We start from the raw sequence: 24,298 nt of genomic DNA on the forward strand, positions 1-24,298 counted from the left end.
AGTTATTAAATATAATATCAATAAAGGCAACATGGAATCAAAGGGTGCGATCGCCATCTGTAAAACCCTAATGAGTTAGCCTTTGCTCAAAATGTGACTGATCGTCCGTAGACTGATCGTCTATGAAAGGGGATCATAATTTCATGGAACAGTCTAAAACACAAGTTTTAAAGGCTTTAGGAAGTTTGATTAGACAATATCGAATGTCTATCAGAATTTCTCAAGAGGAGTTAGGGTTACGTTCTCACCTAGATCGAACCTATATATCTGGACTAGAACGGGGTGTAAGAAACCCCTCTTTAACAGTTCTAGTTTCTCTTGCTAGTGGTTTGAATATTACTGTTTCAGAACTGCTTGAGAACTTAGAAACAGAGATGAGGAATGTGGAGTGAACCGAGAATCAGCAGAAAGTTTTAAATCTAAACTTAAATCAGGTTCATCACAGTCTAAAGTTTTCGATTTATTATTTGATCAACAGTGGCATTGTCGCAACTGTGAAGGGAAAAAAGTTGCTTCTAATCAATATGCTGGAGGTGGTGGAATTCAAGGTTTAGAACGAGGAAATAGAAGCGGTCGTCCAGGGTTAGTGATTGAAACCAAGCGCGAATTCTGTCAAGTTTGCCAAAAAATTACCATTTGGGATCGATGGACTGGGGAAACCAGGGAAGCAAATGCTTCTGCTAATCTTCCTCCTAAATTAGTCAAAAGAGTTTTAGAGATTTACAATTATATAGACGTGATTGAAAATCGGCAACGGTTGCCTCATGAGTTAGTCATTGATCATCGTTTTCCGATGGAACGTTGGGGTAAAAGTGAACCAAACCATGAGGTTAATATGAGTGAATCTGAAATTAGGAAAAAATTCCAACTTCTCAAAAAAGATAGTTCTGGAAATCATAATCTTTTAAAGTCGAGAAGTTGCGAGAAATGTATTGAAATAGGAAACCGAGGAACACCATTAGGACTCGAATTTTGGTATTTTGGGAATGAAAAATGGCCGGATAATATTCCTCAATCGGGTTTAGAAGCGGAGGAAGGATGTGTTGGTTGTGGATGGTATAATTTTGAGGCTTGGCGAACCGCTCTTAATGCAACTCTAAAGCAAGTTGAATCTCAGAAGTTTTTGGAATAGTTGATAACTCTTGCTCTTTCCCTAAACTAATACTGTCTAAATAAGGAATGAGAGCATATCCAATACATTCTGCTAAACGGGGAGGAACTGCATTTCCAATTTGCCACATCGCTTTTTTCATCGTTCCTGCAAAGATAAAAGTATCAGAAAATGTTTGTAATCTAGCCATTTCACGGGCAGAAATCACTCGATTAAGATAAGGGTGAATATGAGTTCCACCGTGATTTTCTTTTATGGTCATACTGGGTTTACCTGGATATTGACGTTTGAACGCATCAAGATAAGTTTCATAGAGAGAACCTCCGGGGGGAACTTGTGCAATTCGCTGCATATATTCAGGAGAATGGCGAGTCCATTCATGATTAATTTCAGGAATGGGTGTATACTCAGGAAGATCAGAAATAGCGGATTCAATCGGTTGATATTGTTCGGGTAAAAGTTGAGGTTTGGGATAAGGGTTTTGGAGTCCAAATCGATTGGCAATAAATATCGCTCTAGGTCGAATTTGAGGGACTCCATAGGCAGCAGATTCAAGAATAACAACTGAAATATTGGAGTAACCTATGGCTTGAAATTGTTCAAATACTTCTTGTTTAATTTTTCCATTTTTCATTGTTAGAATACCGGGTACATTTTCCATCACAACGTACCAAGGCATAATTTCTGAAACAACACGAATAAACTGTTTAAATAAGTTATTTCTGGGATCATCGGGGTTTCGTTTTCCGGCAACAGAAAATCCTTGACAGGGAGGGCCACCCACAACAAGATGAATCGGGGGGAAATGCAATTTTTCCAAAGATTTTCTGGGATTGAATTCATGAATATCACCACAAAAATGATTACAACTTGGAAAATTATTTTGATGAGTTGCTGAAGCAATGGAATTAATTTCAATACTAGCTACAGGATTAAATTTGGCTTGGACTAAACCTTGAGTAAATCCCCCTGCACCACAAAAAAGATCGATAAAGTTATAGTTAAATGAGGATACAGACTGATTGTCAATATCAATAAAAACTTGATAGGGATCACGTTGAGTGGTTAATAGTTGTCGTTGAAGTTTTTCATAGCGACCTGATTTTGCTTTTTTTTGTTTTTTAGGAGTAGATTCTGTTTGTATAGTAGGAAATAAAGATAACTGTAAATCCATTTAAACCCGCCTATTATCAATTAGCCCAAAATATTATCCTGATTATAACATTAAATCCGAAGCGATCGCTGTTATGCAAAGAATTAATCACGCCTATGAGACTTTTTTAAATGAATGGAATCAACAGGTGCGATCGCATTCCTAAAAAAGAGGGTATTGTTGAATCGAAATTGGACAGGTTAAACTAAGGTCTTGATTGGATGTCATAGATAAGTTAATAATTAAATTATTATTAATAATATAATAAAATTTCAGAATAGAGTGTATAAACACGAGCGAACAAGAAATCGTAAATTTTGGAAAAACCGGACTTACTATTTCACACAGAGGCGAAAAATCATGAATTCAACATCACTCTCAAAAACCAAAATAGCCATCTTAGCTGCATTTATCTACACGGCTGTCATGGGTTTCGGTATGTTCTACATGAAAACCTTCAAGGGCATCTTCTATGGCACTCCCGACATGATGAATGTGTTCTGGTTCGTCATGATTATTGTTAATATCATCAATGTTTTCTTTGTCATCCGCTATTTTAGCTGGCAAGAGGTTGGGTTTCGCAAACTCAACACCAGACAACTCCTCTGGTTTATCCCCTCACTGTCGGTATTGATCGCCATGTGGGTCGTGTTTCTGTCCGCTTTGGCTTCAGCCTCTCTCAATGCAGCGCAGTGGCAGTTGTTGGCCCTGGTGGGCTTCACAACCTTTCTGGTAGGTCTTGGTGAGGAGACTATGTATCGGGGCATCGTTTTAAGCGCATTTTTGACCACAAACCGAGTCCTTTGGGCAATGCTAGTCAGTTCGATCGCATTTTCGCTACTGCATTCTGTGAATGTTTTCGGTGGTTCGGCTCCGTTAGAAATGCTGGTGCAGCTAGTTTTCACCTTTCTGTTTGGGTTCTTATTTGCACCACTCATGATCAAGTTCAATAATATTTGGCCGTTAATTATTTTTCACTGGCTATGGGATTTTGTTCTGTTTGCTGCTAACCTTGTGGACGCATCTAATGTTTCTCTGCTTTCCTACATTAATACTCCTGTTGCAATTGTTGTTGGTACAATTTTGTGGATTCGCATTCATAAAGAACAACATGGGGTCGTAAAACCATCTTCGATGATATCTTAAAGGTTAAGTTTTCCTGAATATCGGTAGTGGTTAATTTGCCTGAATTTTTCACTACCTTTGATATTCAAAAAGGTGATGCTTTATGGCGTGATCCTAAAGATTTAACTATCATTTGGTAGGTTAACTATTAGTAGGTTTGGTTTTATACCCAACCCAACTTTAATTCCTATTTGTGTATATAGAAACTATAATCAAAGATCAAAATTATTTAGTACCATTTTTTGATTTCTTAACTTCAAAGAAATAGTAATGGGAACTGCTAAAATATTTTTATTCTAAAAAAATTAGATTTTTTGGCGATAAATTTGTATGGCTATAACTGGATAGTCGCCTTTTATGAGTGTCAGGAGTTGGTAGCTCAATTACCCACTTTTGTTCGCAATAAGCGCAAGTTTTATCAACAGGGGTTAAAAGCTCTAACCCTTATTCAGCAAGCTTTTTAGCTCCCTTGTCGCCCCCTGAAGTCTAAGTCCCATTAACACGAATAGGAGAAGTTAAATCAATTCATAAAAATTTGTTGAATTCGTTGTGCTTCTCTTAATCCTGATAAATAGGCTCCATGAACGGTTGCCGGGTATTGACGAGAGGTGGCTTCTCCAGCGAAAAATAGCATATTATTAACTGGAGAGGCTAAACTATCTCGCTCTTTCGCCGTTGTTCCGGGGGGAATATAGGAATAGGAACCCAATGTATAGGGGTCAGAACTCCAACAAGTGACTAATATTTCTTGGGGATTAGGAATAGAATTGCCATACATTTCTCGCAAAACTGCCATAATTTTATCGGTTAATTGTTGTTGAGTCATGGTCTCTAAACTGCGGGCAAAACTCCCTCCGGTTAAAGCCATTAACATCGGAGATGAGTTATAATAATCATAATTCATAAATACTGTAAAGTTGGGGCTACTTTCAGGCAAATATCCTAGAAATTCATAACTTTTTTTCCAAAATACTTGAGGGAATTTGATCACAACTTTATTTAAAACTCCCAGGTTTAATTTATGAATTGCCGTTTTTTTGTCCTGGGGTAATTCTGGGATAAATTTAACTTGATTGGCTTTTAATACGCCTAATGGTATGGTGATTAATACCGCACTTCCTGAAAAATCACCTTGAGGAGTTTTTACAGTAACTTGTTGATGATTATACTGAATTTCAGTAACGGGATGTTGAAGTTTAATCTCTAGTCCTTGGGCTAAGTTTTGAATAATTTGCTCATAACCATTAGGAAAAAGATAATCCTCTCCGTCAAAAGCTTCATCTTCATCCAATTCCCAAATTGAAAGTTTTTCTAAGTCTGCTCCTGTCTCAATTAAAATTTCTGAAGTTAATAACCAATTGACTAATTTAGCTTGACGGAGTGATAAATTATCAGGTTTAAAAAAGCGGTTGACAGCTTGATTAACTGAGACATCTTGCTCTTGATTTTCACTCCAAGATTTAGCCCTGGCTATAATTTTTTCATATAGGGATTCAGCTTTTTCTAATTCAGAATCTGGAATTTTATTTTGATTATTCGTGTAGAAATCCACATGATAATAATTGGTTTGTTTAATGGCAATATTAAAGTCATGGGCTAGTTTGCCAATCGGATTATTTTGAATTCCATGAATCCATGACGCGCCTAAATCAACGGGAAAACCCAATGTTTTATCTGTATAAATTCTACCCCCAATGCGATCGCGAGCTTCTAAAATAGTAACTTGAAATCCTTGAGATTTTAAGGTTTTTGCCGCCGCAATTCCCGCAATTCCCGCACCAATAATAATAATATTTTCTGAAATAGCCTGAGAATTATTTTGACAACTTGACCAAAGGGGAAAAGAAGCAGCAACTAAAGCACTCAATTGTATGAAATTGCGACGAGATCTGTTGAAATTCGGTACAAACAGCATAGATTCTAACCTAATTATATTCCGTTGTTGCGCTTTAGCACAGCCACACCCGACAAGTTTAACTGAAAACTGATTTCAGTTAGTGGGACTTAGACAAAAAATGAGCTAAAATTTGCCTCAAATCTCGATGGGCAAAGGATTTTAGCTTGAATCAGTAGAAATCCAGCAACAGCAAGGGTTGTAGCTTTTTTTATGGCATTGACCTCTTTTCCCTATCCAGCCTAGTTTTCAGCCCCTTTAGGGGCAAGAAAATGTCTAAGTCCTGACGGGGTGACAAAGAAGCTAGAAGGCAGACTGAATCAATATCATAGCTCTTTGACCTCTTTGAAAAAAAGGGTTCTTATTGCATTTAGTTCTCATTAGTTGTTTGATTTTTAATCCTTGTAAGGCTGTTATGGTATAAGCGATCGCTATTAATAAAAAGTGAATTGAGTGAACTGAACCGTTTAGATTTTGAGTAAAACAGTTGAATCTTGGCGATAAAATTTCTCAGCCATTGAAGATTGATTTAATAAGCGTTCGGCTTCTTGAGGGTTGAGAGGTTGGGAGAAATAATAGCCTTGACCATATTGACATTCCAGGGATTTTAACTGATATAATTGTTCTTGAGATTCAATACCCTCTGCGATCGCATCCATCCCTAAACTATGAGCTAAAGCCACAATGACTTTAACTAATTCGCGTTTATTTTCATCTAAGAACATTTGACTAACAAAAGAACGATCAATTTTTAAAACATCCACTGGAAATTGATGTAAATATCCCAAAGAACAATATCCGGTTCCAAAATCATCAATACAAAGTTTAATTTCTCGATGTTTGAGTTCATTTAAAGTAGCGATAGCCAATTGAGGATCAGACATAATTGCCGTTTCTGTAATTTCTAATTTTAAGTCCGATCCCATTACTTCCGTTTCTGTCAAAATCCGATCAATTTTTTGACTTAAATCCGATGTAAATTGTTGACCCGATAAATTAACACTCATCCTTAATTGAGGATGACAATTAAATTTCTGTTTCCATTCGCGTAATTGGCGACAAGCTTGTCGTAAAACCCACTCCCCAATATCAACAATTAATCCGGCTTCTTCCGCCACAGGAATAAATTCAGCCGGAGAAATAAAACCTTCTTGGGGATGTTCCCAACGCAATAAGGCTTCAAACCCAGAAATTGCCCCATTTTCTAAATTAATAATCGGTTGATAATGGAGTTTAAATTGATTTTTTTCAATCGCCCAACGCAGATCCGTTTGTAACTGTAACCGCCTTAAAGCATCGGTTCGCATAGTCGCATCAAACACAACATAACAGCCTTTTCCTTGCTGTTTTGCTCGATACATGGCGGTATCAGCATCCCGTAACACTTCTGAAGGTAACAGGTATTCCGAGGAACTGTGAACAATACCAATACTGCTCCCAGTAAAAATTTGATTTCCGTTCAAATTAAAGGGTTTTTTGAGAGACTGTTGGACTCGTTCAGCAATCTCTTTGACTTCTTCGGGAAAACCCACATTTTCTAATAAAATTGTAAACTCATCCCCCCCTAATCGGGCTAAAATATCTTGATTTCTTAAACAAGTTTTCAGCCGTTTAGCAATTGCAATTAATAATTGATCTCCGCTTCCGTGTCCTAAACTATCATTAATAAACTTAAATCCATCTAAATCTAAGAACAACACAGAAAAATGATAACCGGGTTGTTCTTGACATTGAATAATAGCCTGTTGAAGCCGTTCAACAAAAAAGGCTCTATTCCATAAAGTTGTTAAAGAATCATGGGAGGCACTATAACGAAGTTTTTCTTCCGTTTGCTTAAAGCTAGTAATATCAACAATTGAACCTTCATAATATAAAATATGCTGTTTTTTTCCATCTAAAATTGCTCTCACATTGGCAAAAATCCAAATCACACTATGATCATGGCGATAAACCTGGGCTTCAAAATTAGAAATTTCATGGTGTTGATTGAGTAAATCAATCATTTGATAAAAATCTTGATGATTAACAAATACTTCTCGAATAAATGAGTTATCTCCAGTTAAAGCATCTGGAGACAAATATCCTAAAATCGTGGCGAAAGCTGGATTAACTCGGATATATTCTCCATCGCGGCTAATTTGAAAAATGCCTTCAACTGCATTTTCAAAAATACTACGATATTTTGCTTCTGCTTGTTTTCGTTGAAATACGGTTCCTAACTGAGTGGCAATGGAGGAAATTAAATTCAATAATCGTTTATCTTCCGGCTTATTTGTTATTGTAAAAAATATTAAAACGACTAAAACTTCATGATCAACAACAATAGGTACACCAAACCCTGCTTTAAGACCAAACTTGATGGCAATTTCTTTGCGCGTAAAGTGATCGGGTGATTCTTGTTCAATATCAAATATCCATTCCGGTTGTTGAGAAGAGTAAATGCGTCCAGTTAGGCTTTGATTGGGTTGGAATATATACTGTTGATTCAGGCGTTGAAACTCTTCTAAATTTTCTCCTCGATTATATCCAATCGGGCTACATTCGAGATACTTTCCGTAAGGGTGGGGAACCCAAGCCTCTCCAAATTCCCAACCGATTGTTTCACAGACTAATCGCAATGCTACTTCTAAAGCAGACTCAAAATTACAGGCGACACTAACTTCTTTTGTAATTCGTTGTAAAAGGAGTAATTCTTCTTCTGCACGTTTGCGTTCTGTAATATCTAATCCCGCACCGACAAAATATTCATATTCATCAGTTTCTTCATTAAAAATTGCCCGACCATGCCATTCAACAATCAATTCTTGACCGTCTTTGGTTAAAATTCGTTCTTCAGTACGAATGGGTAAACGGCGTTGAATCATCAATTCAAAAACCCAGGGTAAAGAATCACCATTGCGACGGGGAACAAACGTTGCTGTATAATCAGTTCCCTTAATTTCTTCTAAGTTATAACCCAGGGTTTTCAGCATCATATCGTTCATCAATTGCACTTTTCCATCGGCATCTAAAACAATGAAAAAGGCGGGATTAGCATTAAATAAAGTTTGAGTAAAGTCTTTTTCTTTGCGTAAAGCAGTTTCGGCTTTTTGACGTTCAAGGATTTCTGCCTGCATTTGATTCATAAGCGGACGAATCATGAGCACGAGGTAACTTGCACCAATGGCAATTACCCCCATTAAAATACTGGCGGTCGTCCAGAGTGCTGCATGAATTGTTTGATCATGATCACTTTCCTCAGCAGGGGGAGGCAGAATTTGCTCCTGATGTTCTAACAGGACGGGGGGTTCTTCCTGATGTTTGAGGCGAGAATAAAAAGGAAATAAACTCCCTAGGAAAATTAACAAACCTACAATTAAGAATCCCAGAGCAGATCCTTTGACGGCAAAGGTTTGAAGGTTTTGTGTTTTTCTTTGCATTGCACCCATATAGAATTAGATTAAAAGTTCTATCCTCAATCCCTTGAGTCGGTTGGAAGTGTAACAATAACAATAATCAATCTTTCAAGATTTCGCCTAGAGCAAAAGCAGAGGACATTAGACAAGGTTGTAGGAATCTGGATTCTAGGAATCTTGAATGATTAATTGATAATTTAGATAATTTTGGGGAGAAGTGTCAATTCTATCTCATATTTTAGTATAACGTTCTCTGAATTTAATATTTTTTGTTAAAAAATAAAGATTATTTTAAATTAATTTGTCAAATTTTAACCTTACTCTAATCTTAAAACTGTCAGTGATCTATCTCACATCTTAAGCTAATTCATATCATGTGGTTAGGTAATTTATTTAACTATAATAAGAAGTTTTTAGAGTTTTAGGACTATTTAATTTTATGATACACTCTTAAGAATATTATTTCTTAAGAGTGTTAGAAGAAATAGAGAATAGGGAATAGGGAATCTGAAATACTTAAATGTTGGCTACTGATGATTAATCAACAGGTATTTCTAGTAAATTTTGACTATTGCCTATCCCTATTGCCTATTCTTGGGAAAATTTAGGTTTTTTCACCATTAAAGATTTAGGTTGAGATTTAGGGCGAACGCGATAAACCTTGAATTTATTTAAGGCAATACTAGCAGATTGTGCCACGGAAGTTTGAGGATCTCGCAATGCCTTTTGTAAAATGGGAATAACTTGATGAGAGGGGATATTTCCTAATGCAATAATCGCTTGCTGACGAACACTCGGATCAAGATCTTGGCTCAGACGGGTCAAAATAGGAATCGTTTGTTGCACTTCCCGACTCAGGCGACGAGAAGCGGTAATTTTTCCTAATGTTGCTGCAACAGAATAACGCACTTGAGGATTAGGATGTTGAACATATCCTGTTAAGGTGTTAATTGCCGCTAAGTTTCCCGATGCTCCAATTGCCAGAATCTGATCAATTAATTGTTCTTCTGAAGTGGCTTTTGTTGGGGGTAATGTGATTTTTTCTGCTTTAATAATAGCAGGTTCAGTAATAATTTCTGAAGAAATTGGAGATTCTGCAACGGTAGGTTCAGTAATAATTTCTGCAACCGTAGGAGATTCTACAACGGTAGACTCAGTAATAATTTCTGCAACCGTAGGAGATTCTACAACGGTAGGTTCAGTAATAATTTCTGCAACCGTAGGAGATTCTACAACGGTAGACTCAGTAATAATTTCTGCAACCGTAGGAGATTCTACAACGGTAGGTTCAGTAATAATTTCTGAAACCGTAGGAGATTCTACAACGGTAGGTTCAGTAATAATTTCTGAAACCGTAGGAGATTCTACAACGGTAGGTTCAGTAATAATTTCTGAAACCGTAGGAGATTCTACAATTGTAGGTTCAGTAATAATTTCTGAAGAAGTTGGAGATTCTACAATTGTAGGTTCAGTAATAATTTCTGAAGAAATTGGAGATTCTGCAATGGTAGACTCAGTAATAATTTCTGAAGAAATTGGAGATTCTACTTCAATAACAGTGAGTGGTGTTTCCGCTACTTCCTCCTCAACAAAAGAAGTTTCCTCTGGTGTTTCCGGTAACGTTAGGGTTAGTTCTATGGCTGGAGTTGTATCTTCTTCTACCTCAATAGAAGATTCAACCTCTTCCTCAACAGAAGATGGACTCAGTTGTTCAACCTGTGCTTGAGTTGCTTCCAATTCAGCCGTCAGTTGTTCCACGAGAGTTTGATACTGAGTCAACTGTTGATTAAGTTCTGTAACTTGAGCTTCAGATGCGGCCAGAGATTGACTCATCTGTTGAATTTGAGAGTCCTTTTCCTGTAACTGTATCCCCATCTGTTCCCGTTCAACGAGATATTCAGTTTCTACCGTTTGTCTAATTTGCTGAAGTTGGTTTTGATGTTCCTGTTGTAACTGTTGAATCGTTTGTTGTTGACGAATCTGATGGGATTTTTCCTGTTCCTCCCGTTCCCGACGAATTCTCTCTTCTATACCTTCTTTTTGCTTAGAGTTCTGTTGTTGAAACACCAGATAGGCAATTCCCACCCCAACCACAACCCCAATGATTAACATCACCACTAAATTGCCCCAAACCATAAAATCACTCCTATTTAATCCAAAACCAATATAATCTCTCAAGATATGTATATGTTGCTTATCTTCATTCGTCAATGCAAATGTCATCTGAATCTATTATCGTTCGCGCTCACGTTTTTGTATCGGGACAAGTGCAAGGGGTGGGATATCGCTACTACACCCAGAAACAAGCCATTGAGCGAGGAGTTCAGGGTTGGGTGAGAAATCTAGCAGATGGTCGAGTCGAGGCGGTATTTGAAGGACATCAAAACAGGGTGGATGGAATCATTCAATGGTGTTATCAGGGGCCAAAATCCTCTCAACCCAGGGACGTGATCATTAATTTTGAAGAACCAGAGGGTTTACAAGGGTTTGAAATTCGATATTAAAAGGGGTGTTAAGGGTTGACAATCAACAATATCCAACTTCTAACACCCCCTTAAATCCCTCTAAATTTTAGAGTTAACAAACTCCTCTAAACGTTTAATTCCTTTTTCAATGGTGGTTAAATCCGTTGCGTAGGATAAACGAATATGGTCATCATTTCCAAAAGCTTGACCTGGTACGGCGGCTAACTGTTGTTCTTCTAGTAAGAGATTACAGAAGTCAACAGACGTTAAAGCAGTTTTGCTAATATTGAGATACATATAAAATGCGCCATCCGGTTTTAGACAACTAATCCCTGGAATTGCATTTAATAACTCAAACATCACCTCTCGCCGTTTGGCAAATGCTAACCGCATTTCTTCAACACAATCTTGAGAGTTTTCTAATGCAGCAACCGCACCATATTGAGCAAATGTACAAACATTAGAGGTACTATGACTTTGAACACGGGTTGTCGCTTTAATAATATTCACATCTCCCGCTAAATAGCCAATGCGCCACCCGGTCATGGCAAAAGATTTAGCAAAACCGCTACTAATTAAAGTGGATTTATAGCTTTCGGGATGAGCCGATGCAATACTTAAATGTTGGGCATCATCATAAATGATCTTAGAATAAATTTCATCCGAAACGACTAAAATACCCGTTTCAACAACCACCTCAGCTAAGGCGCGAATTTCATCCGGCGTATACACCATTCCCGTTGGATTTGAAGGAGAATTCAAAACAAAAAGTTTCGTCTTCGGGGTAATGGCTTGACGCAGCATTTCAGGTGTGATTTTATAACCCGTATCTGCACCCGTCTGAACAATAATGGGAATTCCTTCTACCAGTTTTACCATTTCAGGATAGCTTAACCAATAGGGCGCCGGAATAATAACTTCATCCCCAGGATTGATCACCGCTACCATTAAATTATAGAGGGAATGTTTACCGCCATTGGTAACAACAATATTGTCACTTTTATAGTCTAAACCGGTTTCTTCACTTAAGGTTTGAGCAATTAATGATCGGAGTTTTGGTTCCCCTGCTGCTGGGCCATAGCGAGTTTTTCCCTCGTCCAAGGCTTGTTTAGCCGCAGCAACAATATGCTTAGGGGTATCGAAGTCCGGTTCGCCTACGCTAAAATTTAAGACATCCATCCCCTCAGCTTTCATTGCTTTGGCCTTCGCTGAGATCGCCAGCGTTACAGACGGCGGAACCTTTTCTACTCGCGCTGCTAGCTTCATATTTTAATAATCTCTAATTTTCTGTTTCAAGATTTAGATTTTAGGAGGGAGATTGCCTAACGGCAACCCTGTTGTTATAAGATGATAACATTGTATTAGAATTGTTTCTGTTTTTCTACAGCAAATCTTAATCTCTTAATCTTGAGGAGGAATTGTTACGGGTTAAAAGTTAAGAAAATTTGAAATTTATCCCTGTTCCCTGTTCCCAGTTCCCTGTTGATCAGAAATTTTTAACCCCCATAAAATAGGATTGCTATATGAGATTTATTAATCCTAAAACCGACTTTGCCTTTAAAAAAATATTTGGCTCTGAAGATAGCAAAGATATTTTAATCAGTTTTTTGAATAGTATTCTTTATCCTGATAATCCCCAGATTGAAGATTTAACCATTCTCAATCCCTATCAAGCCCCTAAAATTCGAGGGATTAAAGATACTTATTTAGATGTCAAAGCCACGATAACGGGAAATAAAACCGTTATTATTGAAATGCAAATTTTGAATATAGAAGGATTTGAAAAACGAATTTTATACAATGCAGCTAAAGCTTATTCAATTCAGTTAAAAAGCGGAGAAGATTACACCCTCTTAAATCCAGTTATTGCCGTTACAATTACAGATTTTGAAATGTTTCCCCATCTGGATAAGGTCATTTCTCGGTTCGTTTTAAAAGAAAAAGAGTTTTTAGTGGATTATCTGATTTATGATATTGAATTAGTTTTTGTAGAACTTCCCAAATTTAATACCTTAATTCATGAGTTAGAAACCTTAACCGATAAATGGCTATATTTTATTAAAAGTGCTAAAACCTTAGAAACTGTTCCTGAAACAATGGCAAACATTCCTCAACTTCAAAAAGCCTTTACCATTGCCAACGAAACCACCTTAACCCCGGAAGAACTCGAAGATTTAGAAAAACGGGAAATCTATATTTATGATCAACGGAATGCCATTAAAAAAGCCGTTCGATTAGCAAGAGAAAAAGCTTTAAAACAAGGCATTCAACAAGGAATTGAACAAGGTAAACAAGAATCTAAACTCGAAATTGCTCAACAATTAATCGGCTTATTAGATGATCAAACCATCAGCCAAACCACCGGATTAAGTATAGAACAAATCCAACAATTGAGACAAAAACAGGAAACTCCTAGTTAAAAAGTCTCCTGTAGAGACGCGCCATGGCGCGTCTCTGTTAGCGCGTCTCTGTTAGCGCGTCTCTGTTAGCGCGTCTCTGTTAGCGCGTCTCTACCCCAAAAACACTAATTTAGACAAGGGATTGAGACTCGCTATATAATGAAGCGATACGCATAGCGCGTTTTGCTATCCCTTATTCTTGAGTTTGATTGTACTCGATGCTGAATTTTTACTTTGATACGGAAACGGATACCCACAAGTCCTTTGAGTTACCCGGCGCTCGCCCCCATTATAACCCTGACCGTCCCGGTCAAGTGGAACATATTTTTTTGGACTTAGTTCTCGATATTCCTAATCAAAGTTTTCAAGGAACTTGTACCCTACATTTGAATCCTGTTAAAAGTGGAATTGAAACTTTAATATTAGATGCCGTTAACTTAGAAATACAAGAGGTAAAAATCGAGCAAAATCAGCAAGAGTTTGATTATGATGGAGAACAGTTACAGATTCATTTACACCAACCCACAACGGTTAATCAGTTAATTAAATTGGTGATTAGTTATTCCGTCACCCATCCGCAACGGGGACTGTATTTTATTAGTCCCAGTAAAGATTATCCTAACAAACCAATTCAAGTTTGGACACAAGGAGAAGATGAAGATTCTCGCTTTTGGTTTCCTTGTTTTGACTACCCCGGACAACTCGCCACCTCAGAAATTCGGGTACAAGTTCCGAAACAATATTTAGCCATTTCCAATGGAGAGTTAATTCACACCGAAACCAAAGGCAAAACTAAAATTTACCATTGGTCACAAAAACAAATTCATCCCACTTATTTAATGACCTTAGCAGTGGGAGAATTTGCAGAAATCAAAGACGAATGGAATGGAATTCCGGTTTTATATTATGTTGAGAAAAACCGCAAAGAAGATGCCCTTCGCAGTATGGGGAAAACCCCCCAAATGCTTGAGTTTTTCTCTCAATATTTTGGCTATTCCTATCCCTATCCGAAATATGCTCAAGTTTGTGTGGATGACTTTATTTTTGGCGGGATGGAAAATACCTCGACAACGTTATTAACTGATCGCTATTTATTAGATGAACGAGCCACCTTAGATAATCGTAACACAGAAAGTTTAGTTGCCCATGAACTAGCCCATCAATGGTTCGGGGATTTAGTCGTAATTAAACATTGGTCACACGCCTGGATAAAAGAAGGAATGGCGACCTATACTGAAGTGTTATGGACAGAACAAGAATATGGCAAAGAAGAGGCGGCATATTACCGTTTAAACCAAGCCAGAAACTATTTTTCTGAGGATAGTTCCCGTTATCGTCGTCCCATTGTTACCCATATTTATCGAGAAGCAATAGAACTTTATGACCGCCATTTATATGAAAAAGGCGCTTGTGTTTATCATCTAATTAGAACAGAATTAGGGGATGAACTGTTTCAAAAAGCAATTCAAACCTTTGTTCAGGATAATGCTCATAAAACGGTCGAAACCATTGATTTATTACGAGCATTGGAAAAATCAACCGGGTCTAATTTACTTCCCCTATTTGATCAATATGTATTTCGAGGCGGACATCCCGAATATAAAGTTTCCTACAGTTGGGATAATAATAGTAAATTAGCCAAAATCACAATTAAACAAACTCAAGCCACTGATAGCGATAAACTCAGCGAGCAAAACTTATTTGATTTAAAAATTCCCATTGGCTTTGGATATAAACCTGATAAAAAATCTCCTGAAACTCCTGTTCCCCTTAAAACCTTTACGGTTAGAGTTCATGAACGGGAACAAACCTTCTATTTCCCTTTAGAAGAAAAGCCAGCTTTTATTAGCTTTGATGTTGATAATAATATTCTAAAGACCGTAACCTTGGATTATGCCCTTGCTGAATTAAAGGCACAATTGCAATATGATCCTGACCCTATTTCTCGAATTTATGCAGCCAAAGCTTTAGCTAAAAAAGGCGGATTAGAAGCCGTTAAAGCCTTGTCAAATGCCTTAAAACATGATAAGTTTTGGGGTGTGCGTTTTGAAGTCGCTAAACAATTAGTTCGAGTCAAATTAGATCAAGTTTTTGAGGGATTAGTAGCGGGTTTAACCGATAACGATGCCCGCGTCAGACGAGCCGTGATCAATAGTTTAGCGAAACTAAAAACCACCGAGAGTTATCAAGTGTTAAAACCCCTTTTAGAAAAGGGAGATGCGAGTTATTTAGTGGAAGCTGCAACCGCAACAGCATTAGGAGAAATTGCAGCCACTCACTGTGAAGATAAACATCTAATTGAACAAACAATTAAACTCTTAAAATCCGTTCTCAAAGAACGAGAAGGATGGAATGAAGTCGTGCGTTCTGGGGCTATTTCAGGACTCAGTAAAATGAAAACCTCAGAAGATGCCTTAAACGTAATTTTAAAATATACCGCCCCCGGTATTCCCCAAGCTTTGAGGTTAACTACCATTCGGGCTTTAGGCAGTATTTCCACGGGTCAAACCCCAACCAACACCGAGCGAATTTTACAACGCTTAGAAGAATTATCCAATGAAACCTTTTTCCTCACTCAAGTCGCCGTTGTCGCTTCTTTAGAACAGATGGAAACGCCAAAAGCGATGGATGTATTGCAATCTTTAGCCGACCAAACCCTAGACGGAAGAGTTCGCCGTCGAGCCGAAGAGGCCATTCAAAACGTACAGGGAAAAATCGGTTCCGAACCCGCCTTGAAAAAGCTACGGGAAGAACTTGACAAAATTAAAAAAGAAAATCAAGACCTTCGCAGTCGTCTCGAAACCTTAGAAGCCAAAAGTAAATCGAGTAAGCATTAAAGGATTAAAACCTTACAGGGTAATGGATGAGGGGAAGAAAACGGGTTTTTACCCAACCTTCTATCCCCGACCGTCCTTGAAGCAGACTTCTTTTGAAGAATAGCTCAACTCGGCGACGTCAAAAACTTAACGTGATTTAACCTTTGATCTCGCACCAAATACAGGGATTTAAGTTAACTTACAATAAAGAACAACCCTAAAAGGTGATTAACTCCCGACTGAAACTCCTGGCAAACAACCCAAACCCCCTTTCAATTGCATACCTTTTGTTACACAAACAGTGATGCTTCCAAGAAGCAAAAGCTTACCGTTTCTTTTAGAATCACTGCGGGGAAACTTCAGCAATCAATTTTGAGTGAATTACAACTTCATCTATGCCTCAACTGAAACTACAAATTCTACCAGGGTGTATTAAGGTGACTTGCCTTCATTTACACTCCCTTCAATATTTATTTGTGGGATTACAACCCAACTTGAAAAGATTTCGCTAAGATTTTAGTGAATCAGGATATCGATATCCCTTCTGAGATCCCCTAAACAAAAATGATCACCCCAATGTGATCAGTCAAACATAAGGATGTAAAAGGGGTCTTTGTACTTAACCCCTAACTTGATTAATCTCCCCTCGGTGAATTCAGGTGATCAAATCTCCTTTGTGACAAATCGTACAATTTTTGTCAGAAAGGCTACAATCGGAAAGGTCTTGGCACAATCCAATGATCACCTTTGAATATTTGTCTTCCTATGTTAGGACTGAAGTGAGTTATGATCATTCACTCAGTAACTCGGTGGGCAAATGTTAAAACTTGAAACAGTATGCCACTGGTTCAATAGTCTACTGATAGACATCTCTATTCTGTGATTGATTTTTACTAATTGAGGAGCATGAGGAACGCGGCATGATCCAGATTAACAACGGACTCGCAACCACAAAGCCTGAGACAGAAACATTATCGTTTCTTCCCCTTCCAACCCCTAGCAACATCACCCCCCTAGATTTGGATGATTTTGAACCGGATGAAGAAGATTTAATTGATGAAGAAGACATCCTAGAAGATGTGATAGCGGATGAAGATGATGAGACCAAAGCGGGTAAAGCTGCTAAATCTCGACGTCGCACTCAAGCCAAGAAAAAGCATTACACAGAAGATTCAATTCGCCTCTATCTGCAAGAAATAGGTCGGATTCGATTATTACGGGCGGATGAAGAAATTGAACTCGCTCGAAAAATTGCTGACTTATTGGAACTAGAGCGAATTCGGGAAAAATTGATGGAACATTACCATCGAGAACCCAATGAGCAGGAATGGGCGAGCGCCGTTGATATGAGATTGCCAGAGTTCCGTCGCCGTCTGTATATCGGTCGTCGGGCAAAAGATAAGATGGTACAGTCAAACTTACGACTGGTGGTTTCCATTGCCAAAAAATACATGAATCGAGGTCTGTCTTTCCAAGATTTGATTCAAGAAGGCAGTTTAGGGTTAATTCGTGCCGCAGAGAAATTTGATCACGAAAAAGGCTACAAATTTTCAACTTATGCTACATGGTGGATTCGTCAAGCCATTACACGGGCCATTGCTGATCAATCTCGAACGATTCGACTACCCGTTCACCTCTATGAAACCATTTCTCGAATAAAAAAGACCACCAAGTTACTGTCTCAAGAAATGGGTCGTAAACCCACTGAAGAAGAAATCGCAACTCGTATGGAAATGACCATCGAAAAACTGCGGTTTATTGCGAAGTCTGCTCAACTTCCCATTTCCTTAGAAACCCCCATTGGGAAAGAAGAAGATTCTCGTTTAGGAGATTTTATTGAATCCGATGGCGAAACCCCTGAAGATCAAGTTTCTAAGAATCTATTACGAGAAGATTTAGAAAATGTATTAGACACTCTTAGTCCCCGTGAACGTGATGTATTACGGTTGCGTTATGGGTTAGATGATGGCCGTATGAAGACATTAGAAGAAATCGGTCAGATTTTTAATGTCACCCGTGAACGGATTCGTCAAATAGAGGCGAAAGCACTCAGAAAGTTACGCCATCCCAACCGTAATAGTATTTTGAAAGAATATATCCGCTAGTTGTCGTTGTTTCTATTCGGGTTGAAACAATTTGATCCTGGGAAATAATTTTTTTAATTACCCTCAACGGAGGATAACTCAGGCTGCAATTTATCAACCCGTTTATTTAAACATCACAGTTATACATTAGTCTGCTGAAACAAACTTTAAAAAAGATTGAGTTTCGGCAGAACTTTGTATATTTATGTTCTCTGTTCTCTGTTCCCCGATATTAAAAACTTGAGAGTTTGTATCCAATTCTCTCAAGTTATGTTAAAATCTTCTTGCGAATTAAATTACGTTGTTTAATCCGGCTATCATCCGGTTTTAAGTGCTTCTGGTTTCTAGGGTGATGTAGTGGGATATCCCATTACATCAAACCCCAGAAGTGAAGAAAGCCTTGGCCTGACATCAGTTCAACAATAATCGCACTGAGAAATCCAATCATCGCCAAACGGCCATTCCAGTTCTCTGCACCTGGGGTAAATCCCCAGTCCCAATGATTGCGCTGTTGTTGTTCAGGGCTATTGGTTAATTGTGTTTGTGTGTTTTGCATGGTTGTTACTCCTGTTTTGCTTGATGTAACGTTCTGTAAACTAATGTAACTAACTCGTAAAAAAACGGCAAGTTACGATCTCTTCAAAGGTAGAAAACCTGAAATTGTACAAATAGTCTGTATTTCTTCTATTTTTAGGGGATTTGAGGAATAGATGCGATCGCTTAATTTCTATCTTTAGGTAGGGTAGGTTAGTATAGAATAATTACTGTATTAATAGGGAATCCAATCAACAATATTTACCCATTCCTCCGCCTCACTAATTTCCCACAAAAGATAAATACTTTCAGCCAACTCTCCAATATTTGTTCCTTCCCTGACCCAAAATAATCCCCAGATTTGGTGGTTATTTTCCCAGTGTTCCTGTAAATGACCCGGAATAGATTTACGATTATCTGTCACTAAAATTCTCTGGGATTGTTCGAGATAAATTAAAATTTCTGGATCAAGAGTTCCTAATGGGGGTGTTAATGGATCACCAACACATAAAATGTCAACTTCTGGATTAATCCGAAGTACCGCAGATTTAATCCGTTTAGACAAATTTTCATCCAGCAAAAACTTAATTTTCATTAATAATTGATTGATCCATTAACCGTTTTTCAATAATTTTTTGAATGCGTTGACGTTGGGGCGTGGGGTGGGCTAATGCTTCTTGATAATGCCGTTCTTTCCAGTCATTAACCCTTTGTAAATAGGCATCGATTTCGGTTTTTTTATGATAATAAAAAGTCAGGGTTGCATAAATTTTTTCAAGATTTAAACTAGGAAAATGTTCTAATATATCCTCTGGCGAACAGCCTTTTAAGTAATAATTTAAAACATTATCAATGCCAATTCTATGTCCTTTGATGCGGATATCATCAGGATCTAAAAATTCAAAGTATTCTTCAAGTTGCATAATATATTTAATAAATTAAAATCAAGATGAGTTAAGTTTTTATTTTTACTTAAAGGTTGAGCAACCTCTAATCAATATTATCATAAATTTAAAAACTTGGCGATGATTGTATTAGTTTGTGCGATCGCTTAATTTCTATCTTTAGGTAGGGTGGGGATTAAAACCCCGGTTTCTCAAAGAAACCGGGGTTTTGGGGTGTGGGATGTTTTCAAGTCTCTTGATAATACTTTCTTTCATTTTTTAGCATTGCCATCCTTGCTGTCTAACATATTCTTCCGCTTCAGATTCAATTTTTCTAATCTTGTTTTCCCATTTTTCTAAGTTGTAATTTCGCTCTCGTTGCTTTTGGTCTGATGGGAGAGGAAGTCCGTCGGAACCATATCTACCATATTCCCGTGGTAACCCTTTGAAAAATACAGTTCCTTCATTGGGAAGAATATTGCTGAGTTTTAACCATTTTTCACAGTAGGTTTGCCAACAGAAAACATGATCATGAATTTCACGAGGTTTGAGACAACGTAGATGTTTAACAGAAACTTGAGAAGAACCGAACAGTTTTTGCTCAAGGTCAGGATTTTGAGAACGATTAAATAAACGAGTTTCACTTCCTTCCCCTCGGAAAAACTCAACAATAAACCAATCCCCAAAATCAAAAATGCAAACTTCTGTATCACTCCCATCTTCTATTAAAAGGTCAACATTTTCAGGAAGATATTGACCGAGAGCATTAATAGATTTTTGGGGTAATAAAATCCGAATTCTTTCAAAGCAATCACTATAATTTGCCCAAAAATCTTTTCGTTTTCGTAACTGATTTTTTTCCCATTCTGGTATATTTAATTCATCATTCCTTTCTAATAAAAGCTCAACGATATTTTCAAAATCTTTATAATTAACTGCACCGATCCATTTTCTTAATGCTTCTTTAGCTTTTCTTGAAAGTTGATGCCATTTACTATTAGAATTTTTAGGTTTAAAATTCAGTTTTACCCACTCTACTAAATTCGGCAAATCTCCAGCTATTTCGGCTGATATGTTAGTTAGTAAATAATCCGTTGCTTTAATTTGATCTTCAGACAGGATTTCTTCAAGACAATTGAGCAACCAAGTCTCGTATTGAAGATCACGAGAAGTTACAAAAACTTCTGCAACCGTTGTTAGCGCATCTTCAGCTTTTTTGATCCAGTGGGGTAATTGATAAGTTCTTAATAAATCTTTGGGGGTTTTCTTATACGTTAAACTTAATTTTGCTAAATCAGCAGGAGCTTTTTTTAAACTTTCAATAATTTTGATCAGTACCAAGTCTTGATAATCCACTTTATCTAAAAAATCTACAGAAAAGGAATTAACTAAAGATTCTGATATAATTCTTTTTCTATTATTGCTTTCATTTCCGTAATATAAAACCAAATTCCAAATTAATCGATGTTTTAACCATGTTTTTTCTTTGGCTATATTCCAAATTAATTGACAAATCTCTAAATTATTATCGGATTTAAAATAAACTAAATAAATCCATTCTAAATTAGTAATATTATCTATTTTATTAGTTTCAATATCTTTTAATATTTCCTCTACTGTTCGGGGTTTAATGTAATTTGGACTTGGTATAGGAATAGGTGGTAAAGGCTTTTGTTTACCTAACGACTTTGAAAAGTCTAGGAGTTCAGAAGGTTTTAGTGGAGAAAAATCTGGTAAACTTAAACTTGAAAAAATCATCCTTGTAATAACTCCTAAAATTGGATTTAGTCTTTGTAGGTTTGTAGGGGCGAGGCGCGCCTCGCCCCTACGATGAATTGGATTTTAAGTCATTTATACAACTAATTTAGACTTGCTATAGTTATTTACTTTCATTAAGATTTTGATGAATTTAAAAACTTATCCCAATCAATTTGTTTAAGTTGGAAGCGAAAAACAACCCGGCGATCGCGTGGATCATCAATTTTTTGATTAGCTTCTACTTCTCCCCGTCCTGCAGCCATTAGTTTGGTTTGAAATTTAGATTTAGTTTCAAAGGTAAATCCTTTTGAGAAGATATAGTTATAAACAGATAACGAGCGTTTTAAGCTTAAATCCATATTATATTGATCATCTCCTAAAGAACTCGTTTGACCTTCAACAATAACGCGAGTTACCGTATCCTCAAAAGCAGGGTTAGAAAAAATAACCTTACTATATTTCGGAATAAAGTCTCGCAAAAACTTTTTGCCTTCCGGTTTTAATTCTGCACTCCCTTTATCAAAAAGAATTGCATCAGGAATACTCACATCTCCCGTTTTTTGATCAATTTTAATGATCTTTCCTTGTGGTAATCCTTCTAAGACTGCAATTAATTGTTGAGGAAGTTCACTCACTCGATCTTGAACTTGTTTGAGTTGCACCATTACCGTAATAAATAATAGAGCAAAAAACATCAATAAACCTGACATTAAATCCCCGATGGAGAGATAAACTCCAGAATCTTGTTCTTCCTGAAGTTCTGTTTCTAATTCTAATTCTGATAAATCACTCATGATTAATTTCTCTCATTAGTATTTCTAAGATCGTTAGCAGCAGAAACCAGATATTCAGCCACACCCATAAATTCATTGGAAGTAGAGTTTAATTGTTGGCAAATGGTAGCCGTTGCTGTATCAAAATCCTGAATGCGGTTACTATAAACCTCATTTGCTTGTTGCAAATAACCTGCTAACTGTTGATTTCCAGCTTGTAAAGCGGCATTAAATTGAGTTGCCATATTTTGATAATGGCTAGAAACTTGATTGGCTTCATCTCCAATTGTTCGCGCTAATTCTTGTAACTGTGCGAGACGTTCACCGGAAGTTAAACCCAGTGTATTTGATAACTTAGAAACCTTTTCAACGGTTTCCTTAATTGTGTTCATGCTGGTTTTAATTTCTTCGCTCATGTGTTGAGAATCTTCTATAAAAACAGTTTTCAAAGAGTCTACAACCTGCGCTAAACCGTCCCGTTGTTGTCCCAAGGTTTCCTGTAACAGTTGATTTTGTTCAGTAAAGAAATTGTTGAGAGATTCTTGATATTCATCACGGAATTTTTGCAATTCTTCCTCAAAATCAAGACGAATTCCTTTAAAGGTATCAGCGGCTTTTTCTGCACTTAATTCAAAAGCCTGACGCTGGGCTTCCATCCCCTCAATACTGGTATTAACCGCCCGTTCAATTTCAAGAGAAACTTTCTGCATCACGCCTTCTGTATCCGTGCGGAATTGTCCTAAAATCTCCTGCAAATTAACAGCAAAGTCTTTAAGTTCTATTAATGTAGTTTTCTGGAATTCCTGAATAGTAGAAATAGCACTCGATAAACTTGCTGCAATTCCTCCTAAAGATTCTCTTAATTCTCGCACAGCTAATGATGCTTCTTTCGTTAAGGCTGCACTTTCATCTAACCGCTTGACAACAGGTTCAATTAACTGGGTTTCCATTTGATGAATCAAGGTTTCTACGGTTTGACCTTGTTGTTTAATTAAGGTTTCTATGGTTTGACCTTGACTTTCTTGGGTTGTTCGTAGTTGTTGTAACTCCTGATATAACTCCTGATATAACGGTTTTATATCTTGCTGAACAACGACTCTAAAACATTTGCCCGTTGCTTGACCAATTTGATCAGCACTCAGGTTACTAATTCCTTTTAAACTATAAGCAACATCTTTCAATGATTCTACCACTTCTCTTTGATTAGATTGTTGATTTCCTAAACGAGAAAGAAGTCTAACAGGAGTTTCTAAAATGGCAATTTCTCTGAGTTTATTTCTCAAGTCATCCCGTCGTTTTTCCCGTAGCCATTTCCCAAAAGCTAGAAATAACATAAAAAAGCTAGAAGTTCCTAAACCAAATAGGGAAGTAACGAAAGCCAACTTCATTCCTTCCATCAGTTGGGTACTAGCTTTGAGTAGGTTATTCGCTTCTGAAATATTACCAAGATCAATGTTTTGCAGCCCTAAATAAATCCCCGCAAAGGTTCCTAAAACCCCCAATGCGGTTAATAAAGTCGGTGCAAAATAAACAGGGCCACGAGGCACAGGTTGAGATAGAATAGAGGGGGCTGATAGGATAATAAATTTTAGCTGATCATTTTCATCTTTGATGAGTTGTTTATTTTCAATTAAAAAGTGTCTTTGTAGCCATTGCCTGATCTTTTTACTTGTCGGTAAATCTAATTTTTCTTCTGGTTTATTATTGCTGTTTAAGAAATTAATCCCATCTTCAGTATCTTTGAACTTCGGAAAATAATTTTTAAAAATAGAAAAAAGTTCTAATCCGAAAGCTATTACAGCGAATCCAAAAATAATCCAAATAAAGATATCACTAACTGGATCACCTGAATTGAAACTTTTTCTAAACCATTCCCACATCGCTAATTCTCCTAATATTAAATCAAC

The 24,298-nt window shown here is 37.2% G+C and carries 18 protein-coding genes; 7 read left to right on the forward strand and 11 right to left on the reverse strand.

Annotation, left to right across the window (positions count from 1 at the left end):
* Positions 1–143 precede the first annotated feature (143 nt).
* On the forward strand, positions 144–392 hold the full coding sequence (locus H6G57_RS08430) for a helix-turn-helix domain-containing protein (protein ID WP_072717294.1): 249 nt from the start codon (positions 144–146) through the stop codon (positions 390–392).
* Positions 389–1,132: a restriction endonuclease gene (locus tag H6G57_RS08435; protein WP_190517596.1), complete on the forward strand. Its 744-nt coding sequence runs from the start codon at positions 389–391 to the stop codon at positions 1,130–1,132. Before H6G57_RS08430 ends, H6G57_RS08435 begins: the two co-directional genes overlap by 4 nt.
* On the opposite strand, the gene H6G57_RS08440 is transcribed toward H6G57_RS08435, so the two are convergent.
* Complete coding sequence (locus tag H6G57_RS08440; protein WP_190517598.1) at positions 1,086–2,285, reverse strand: DNA cytosine methyltransferase; 1,200 nt, start codon at positions 2,283–2,285, stop codon at positions 1,086–1,088. The genes H6G57_RS08435 and H6G57_RS08440 overlap by 47 nt on opposite strands.
* Positions 2,286–2,624: 339 nt before the next feature.
* On the opposite strand from H6G57_RS08440, the gene H6G57_RS08445 reads away from it, so the two are divergent.
* Positions 2,625–3,410, forward strand: a complete 786-nt coding sequence (locus tag H6G57_RS08445) for a CPBP family intramembrane glutamic endopeptidase (RefSeq protein WP_190517599.1) — start codon at positions 2,625–2,627, stop codon at positions 3,408–3,410.
* A gap of 499 nt (positions 3,411–3,909) precedes the next feature.
* Here the strand turns inward: H6G57_RS08445 and H6G57_RS08450 are convergent, their stop codons facing one another.
* The 3 genes from H6G57_RS08450 to H6G57_RS08460 form a co-directional block, all read right to left on the reverse strand.
* Positions 3,910–5,304 (reverse strand): FAD-dependent oxidoreductase, encoded by a 1,395-nt coding sequence (locus tag H6G57_RS08450; protein ID WP_190517601.1) that lies wholly within the window; start codon positions 5,302–5,304, stop codon positions 3,910–3,912.
* A 446-nt stretch (positions 5,305–5,750) separates the two neighbouring features.
* Entirely contained in the window at positions 5,751–8,702 is a 2,952-nt protein-coding gene (locus H6G57_RS08455) for an EAL domain-containing protein (protein WP_242048910.1), read from the reverse strand.
* A gap of 564 nt (positions 8,703–9,266) precedes the next feature.
* A complete protein-coding gene (locus H6G57_RS08460) occupies positions 9,267–10,814 on the reverse strand; it encodes a HEAT repeat domain-containing protein (RefSeq protein ID WP_190517604.1) in 1,548 nt (515 codons plus the stop codon).
* 80 nt (positions 10,815–10,894) lie between these two features.
* Between H6G57_RS08460 and H6G57_RS08465 the strand changes: the two genes are divergently transcribed.
* Positions 10,895–11,182 carry an acylphosphatase gene (locus H6G57_RS08465; RefSeq protein WP_190517606.1) on the forward strand — a complete coding sequence of 96 codons (288 nt, stop codon included), beginning with the start codon at positions 10,895–10,897 and terminating at the stop codon, positions 11,180–11,182.
* 60 nt (positions 11,183–11,242) lie between these two features.
* Here the strand turns inward: H6G57_RS08465 and H6G57_RS08470 are convergent, their stop codons facing one another.
* Entirely contained in the window at positions 11,243–12,409 is a 1,167-nt protein-coding gene (locus H6G57_RS08470) for a pyridoxal phosphate-dependent aminotransferase (RefSeq protein WP_190517607.1), read from the reverse strand.
* Positions 12,410–12,666: 257 nt separating this feature from the next.
* On the opposite strand from H6G57_RS08470, the gene H6G57_RS08475 reads away from it, so the two are divergent.
* The 3 genes from H6G57_RS08475 to rpoD all read left to right on the forward strand — a co-directional run bounded on the left by H6G57_RS08475 (position 12,667) and on the right by rpoD (position 18,463).
* On the forward strand, positions 12,667–13,563 hold the full coding sequence (locus H6G57_RS08475; protein ID WP_190517609.1) for an Rpn family recombination-promoting nuclease/putative transposase: 897 nt from the start codon (positions 12,667–12,669) through the stop codon (positions 13,561–13,563).
* 197 nt (positions 13,564–13,760) lie between these two features.
* Complete coding sequence (locus H6G57_RS08480; protein ID WP_190517611.1) at positions 13,761–16,379, forward strand: M1 family metallopeptidase; 2,619 nt, start codon at positions 13,761–13,763, stop codon at positions 16,377–16,379.
* Positions 16,380–17,278: 899 nt separating this feature from the next.
* Positions 17,279–18,463 (forward strand): RNA polymerase sigma factor RpoD, encoded by a 1,185-nt coding sequence (gene rpoD, locus H6G57_RS08485; RefSeq protein ID WP_072717087.1) that lies wholly within the window; start codon positions 17,279–17,281, stop codon positions 18,461–18,463.
* A 349-nt stretch (positions 18,464–18,812) separates the two neighbouring features.
* Here rpoD and H6G57_RS08490 read toward each other — a convergent pair whose 3' ends face one another.
* The 6 genes from H6G57_RS08490 to H6G57_RS08515 form a co-directional block, all read right to left on the reverse strand.
* On the reverse strand, positions 18,813–18,998 hold the full coding sequence (locus H6G57_RS08490) for a hypothetical protein (protein WP_190517613.1): 186 nt from the start codon (positions 18,996–18,998) through the stop codon (positions 18,813–18,815).
* A 213-nt stretch (positions 18,999–19,211) separates the two neighbouring features.
* Positions 19,212–19,571: a DUF5615 family PIN-like protein gene (locus H6G57_RS08495; protein ID WP_190517614.1), complete on the reverse strand. Its 360-nt coding sequence runs from the start codon at positions 19,569–19,571 to the stop codon at positions 19,212–19,214.
* Positions 19,561–19,899 (reverse strand): DUF433 domain-containing protein, encoded by a 339-nt coding sequence (locus tag H6G57_RS08500; RefSeq protein WP_190517616.1) that lies wholly within the window; start codon positions 19,897–19,899, stop codon positions 19,561–19,563. Before H6G57_RS08500 ends, H6G57_RS08495 begins: the two co-directional genes overlap by 11 nt.
* A gap of 240 nt (positions 19,900–20,139) precedes the next feature.
* Positions 20,140–21,618, reverse strand: a complete 1,479-nt coding sequence (locus H6G57_RS08505; protein ID WP_190517618.1) for an EH signature domain-containing protein — start codon at positions 21,616–21,618, stop codon at positions 20,140–20,142.
* A 134-nt stretch (positions 21,619–21,752) separates the two neighbouring features.
* Entirely contained in the window at positions 21,753–22,412 is a 660-nt protein-coding gene (locus H6G57_RS08510; RefSeq protein WP_190517620.1) for an OmpA family protein, read from the reverse strand.
* Positions 22,413–22,414: 2 nt separating this feature from the next.
* Positions 22,415–24,271: a MotA/TolQ/ExbB proton channel family protein gene (locus H6G57_RS08515; protein WP_190517622.1), complete on the reverse strand. Its 1,857-nt coding sequence runs from the start codon at positions 24,269–24,271 to the stop codon at positions 22,415–22,417.
* Positions 24,272–24,298 lie beyond the last annotated feature (27 nt).

The organism is Planktothrix sp. FACHB-1365, from assembly GCF_014697575.1.
Taxonomy (GTDB): domain Bacteria; phylum Cyanobacteriota; class Cyanobacteriia; order Cyanobacteriales; family Microcoleaceae; genus Planktothrix.

Bases quoted from the DNA above. Each gene is read 5' to 3' on its own strand.
- H6G57_RS08465 (WP_190517606.1), top strand. From the start codon at position 10,895: ATGTCATCTGAATCTATTATCGTTCGCGCTCACGTTTTTGTATCGGGA.
- H6G57_RS08450 (WP_190517601.1), bottom strand. From the start codon at position 5,304: ATGCTGTTTGTACCGAATTTCAACAGATCTCGTCGCAATTTCATACAA.
- H6G57_RS08480 (WP_190517611.1), top strand. From the start codon at position 13,761: ATGCTGAATTTTTACTTTGATACGGAAACGGATACCCACAAGTCCTTT.
- H6G57_RS08510 (WP_190517620.1), bottom strand. From the start codon at position 22,412: ATGAGTGATTTATCAGAATTAGAATTAGAAACAGAACTTCAGGAAGAA.
- H6G57_RS08475 (WP_190517609.1), top strand. From the start codon at position 12,667: ATGAGATTTATTAATCCTAAAACCGACTTTGCCTTTAAAAAAATATTT.
- H6G57_RS08455 (WP_242048910.1), bottom strand. From the start codon at position 8,702: ATGCAAAGAAAAACACAAAACCTTCAAACCTTTGCCGTCAAAGGATCT.
- H6G57_RS08460 (WP_190517604.1), bottom strand. From the start codon at position 10,814: ATGGTTTGGGGCAATTTAGTGGTGATGTTAATCATTGGGGTTGTGGTT.
- H6G57_RS08430 (WP_072717294.1), top strand. From the start codon at position 144: ATGGAACAGTCTAAAACACAAGTTTTAAAGGCTTTAGGAAGTTTGATT.
- H6G57_RS08495 (WP_190517614.1), bottom strand. From the start codon at position 19,571: ATGAAAATTAAGTTTTTGCTGGATGAAAATTTGTCTAAACGGATTAAA.
- H6G57_RS08440 (WP_190517598.1), bottom strand. From the start codon at position 2,285: ATGGATTTACAGTTATCTTTATTTCCTACTATACAAACAGAATCTACT.
- H6G57_RS08505 (WP_190517618.1), bottom strand. From the start codon at position 21,618: ATGATTTTTTCAAGTTTAAGTTTACCAGATTTTTCTCCACTAAAACCT.
- rpoD (WP_072717087.1), top strand. From the start codon at position 17,279: ATGATCCAGATTAACAACGGACTCGCAACCACAAAGCCTGAGACAGAA.
- H6G57_RS08490 (WP_190517613.1), bottom strand. From the start codon at position 18,998: ATGCAAAACACACAAACACAATTAACCAATAGCCCTGAACAACAACAG.
- H6G57_RS08500 (WP_190517616.1), bottom strand. From the start codon at position 19,899: ATGCAACTTGAAGAATACTTTGAATTTTTAGATCCTGATGATATCCGC.
- H6G57_RS08515 (WP_190517622.1), bottom strand. From the start codon at position 24,271: ATGTGGGAATGGTTTAGAAAAAGTTTCAATTCAGGTGATCCAGTTAGT.
- H6G57_RS08445 (WP_190517599.1), top strand. From the start codon at position 2,625: ATGAATTCAACATCACTCTCAAAAACCAAAATAGCCATCTTAGCTGCA.
- H6G57_RS08470 (WP_190517607.1), bottom strand. From the start codon at position 12,409: ATGAAGCTAGCAGCGCGAGTAGAAAAGGTTCCGCCGTCTGTAACGCTG.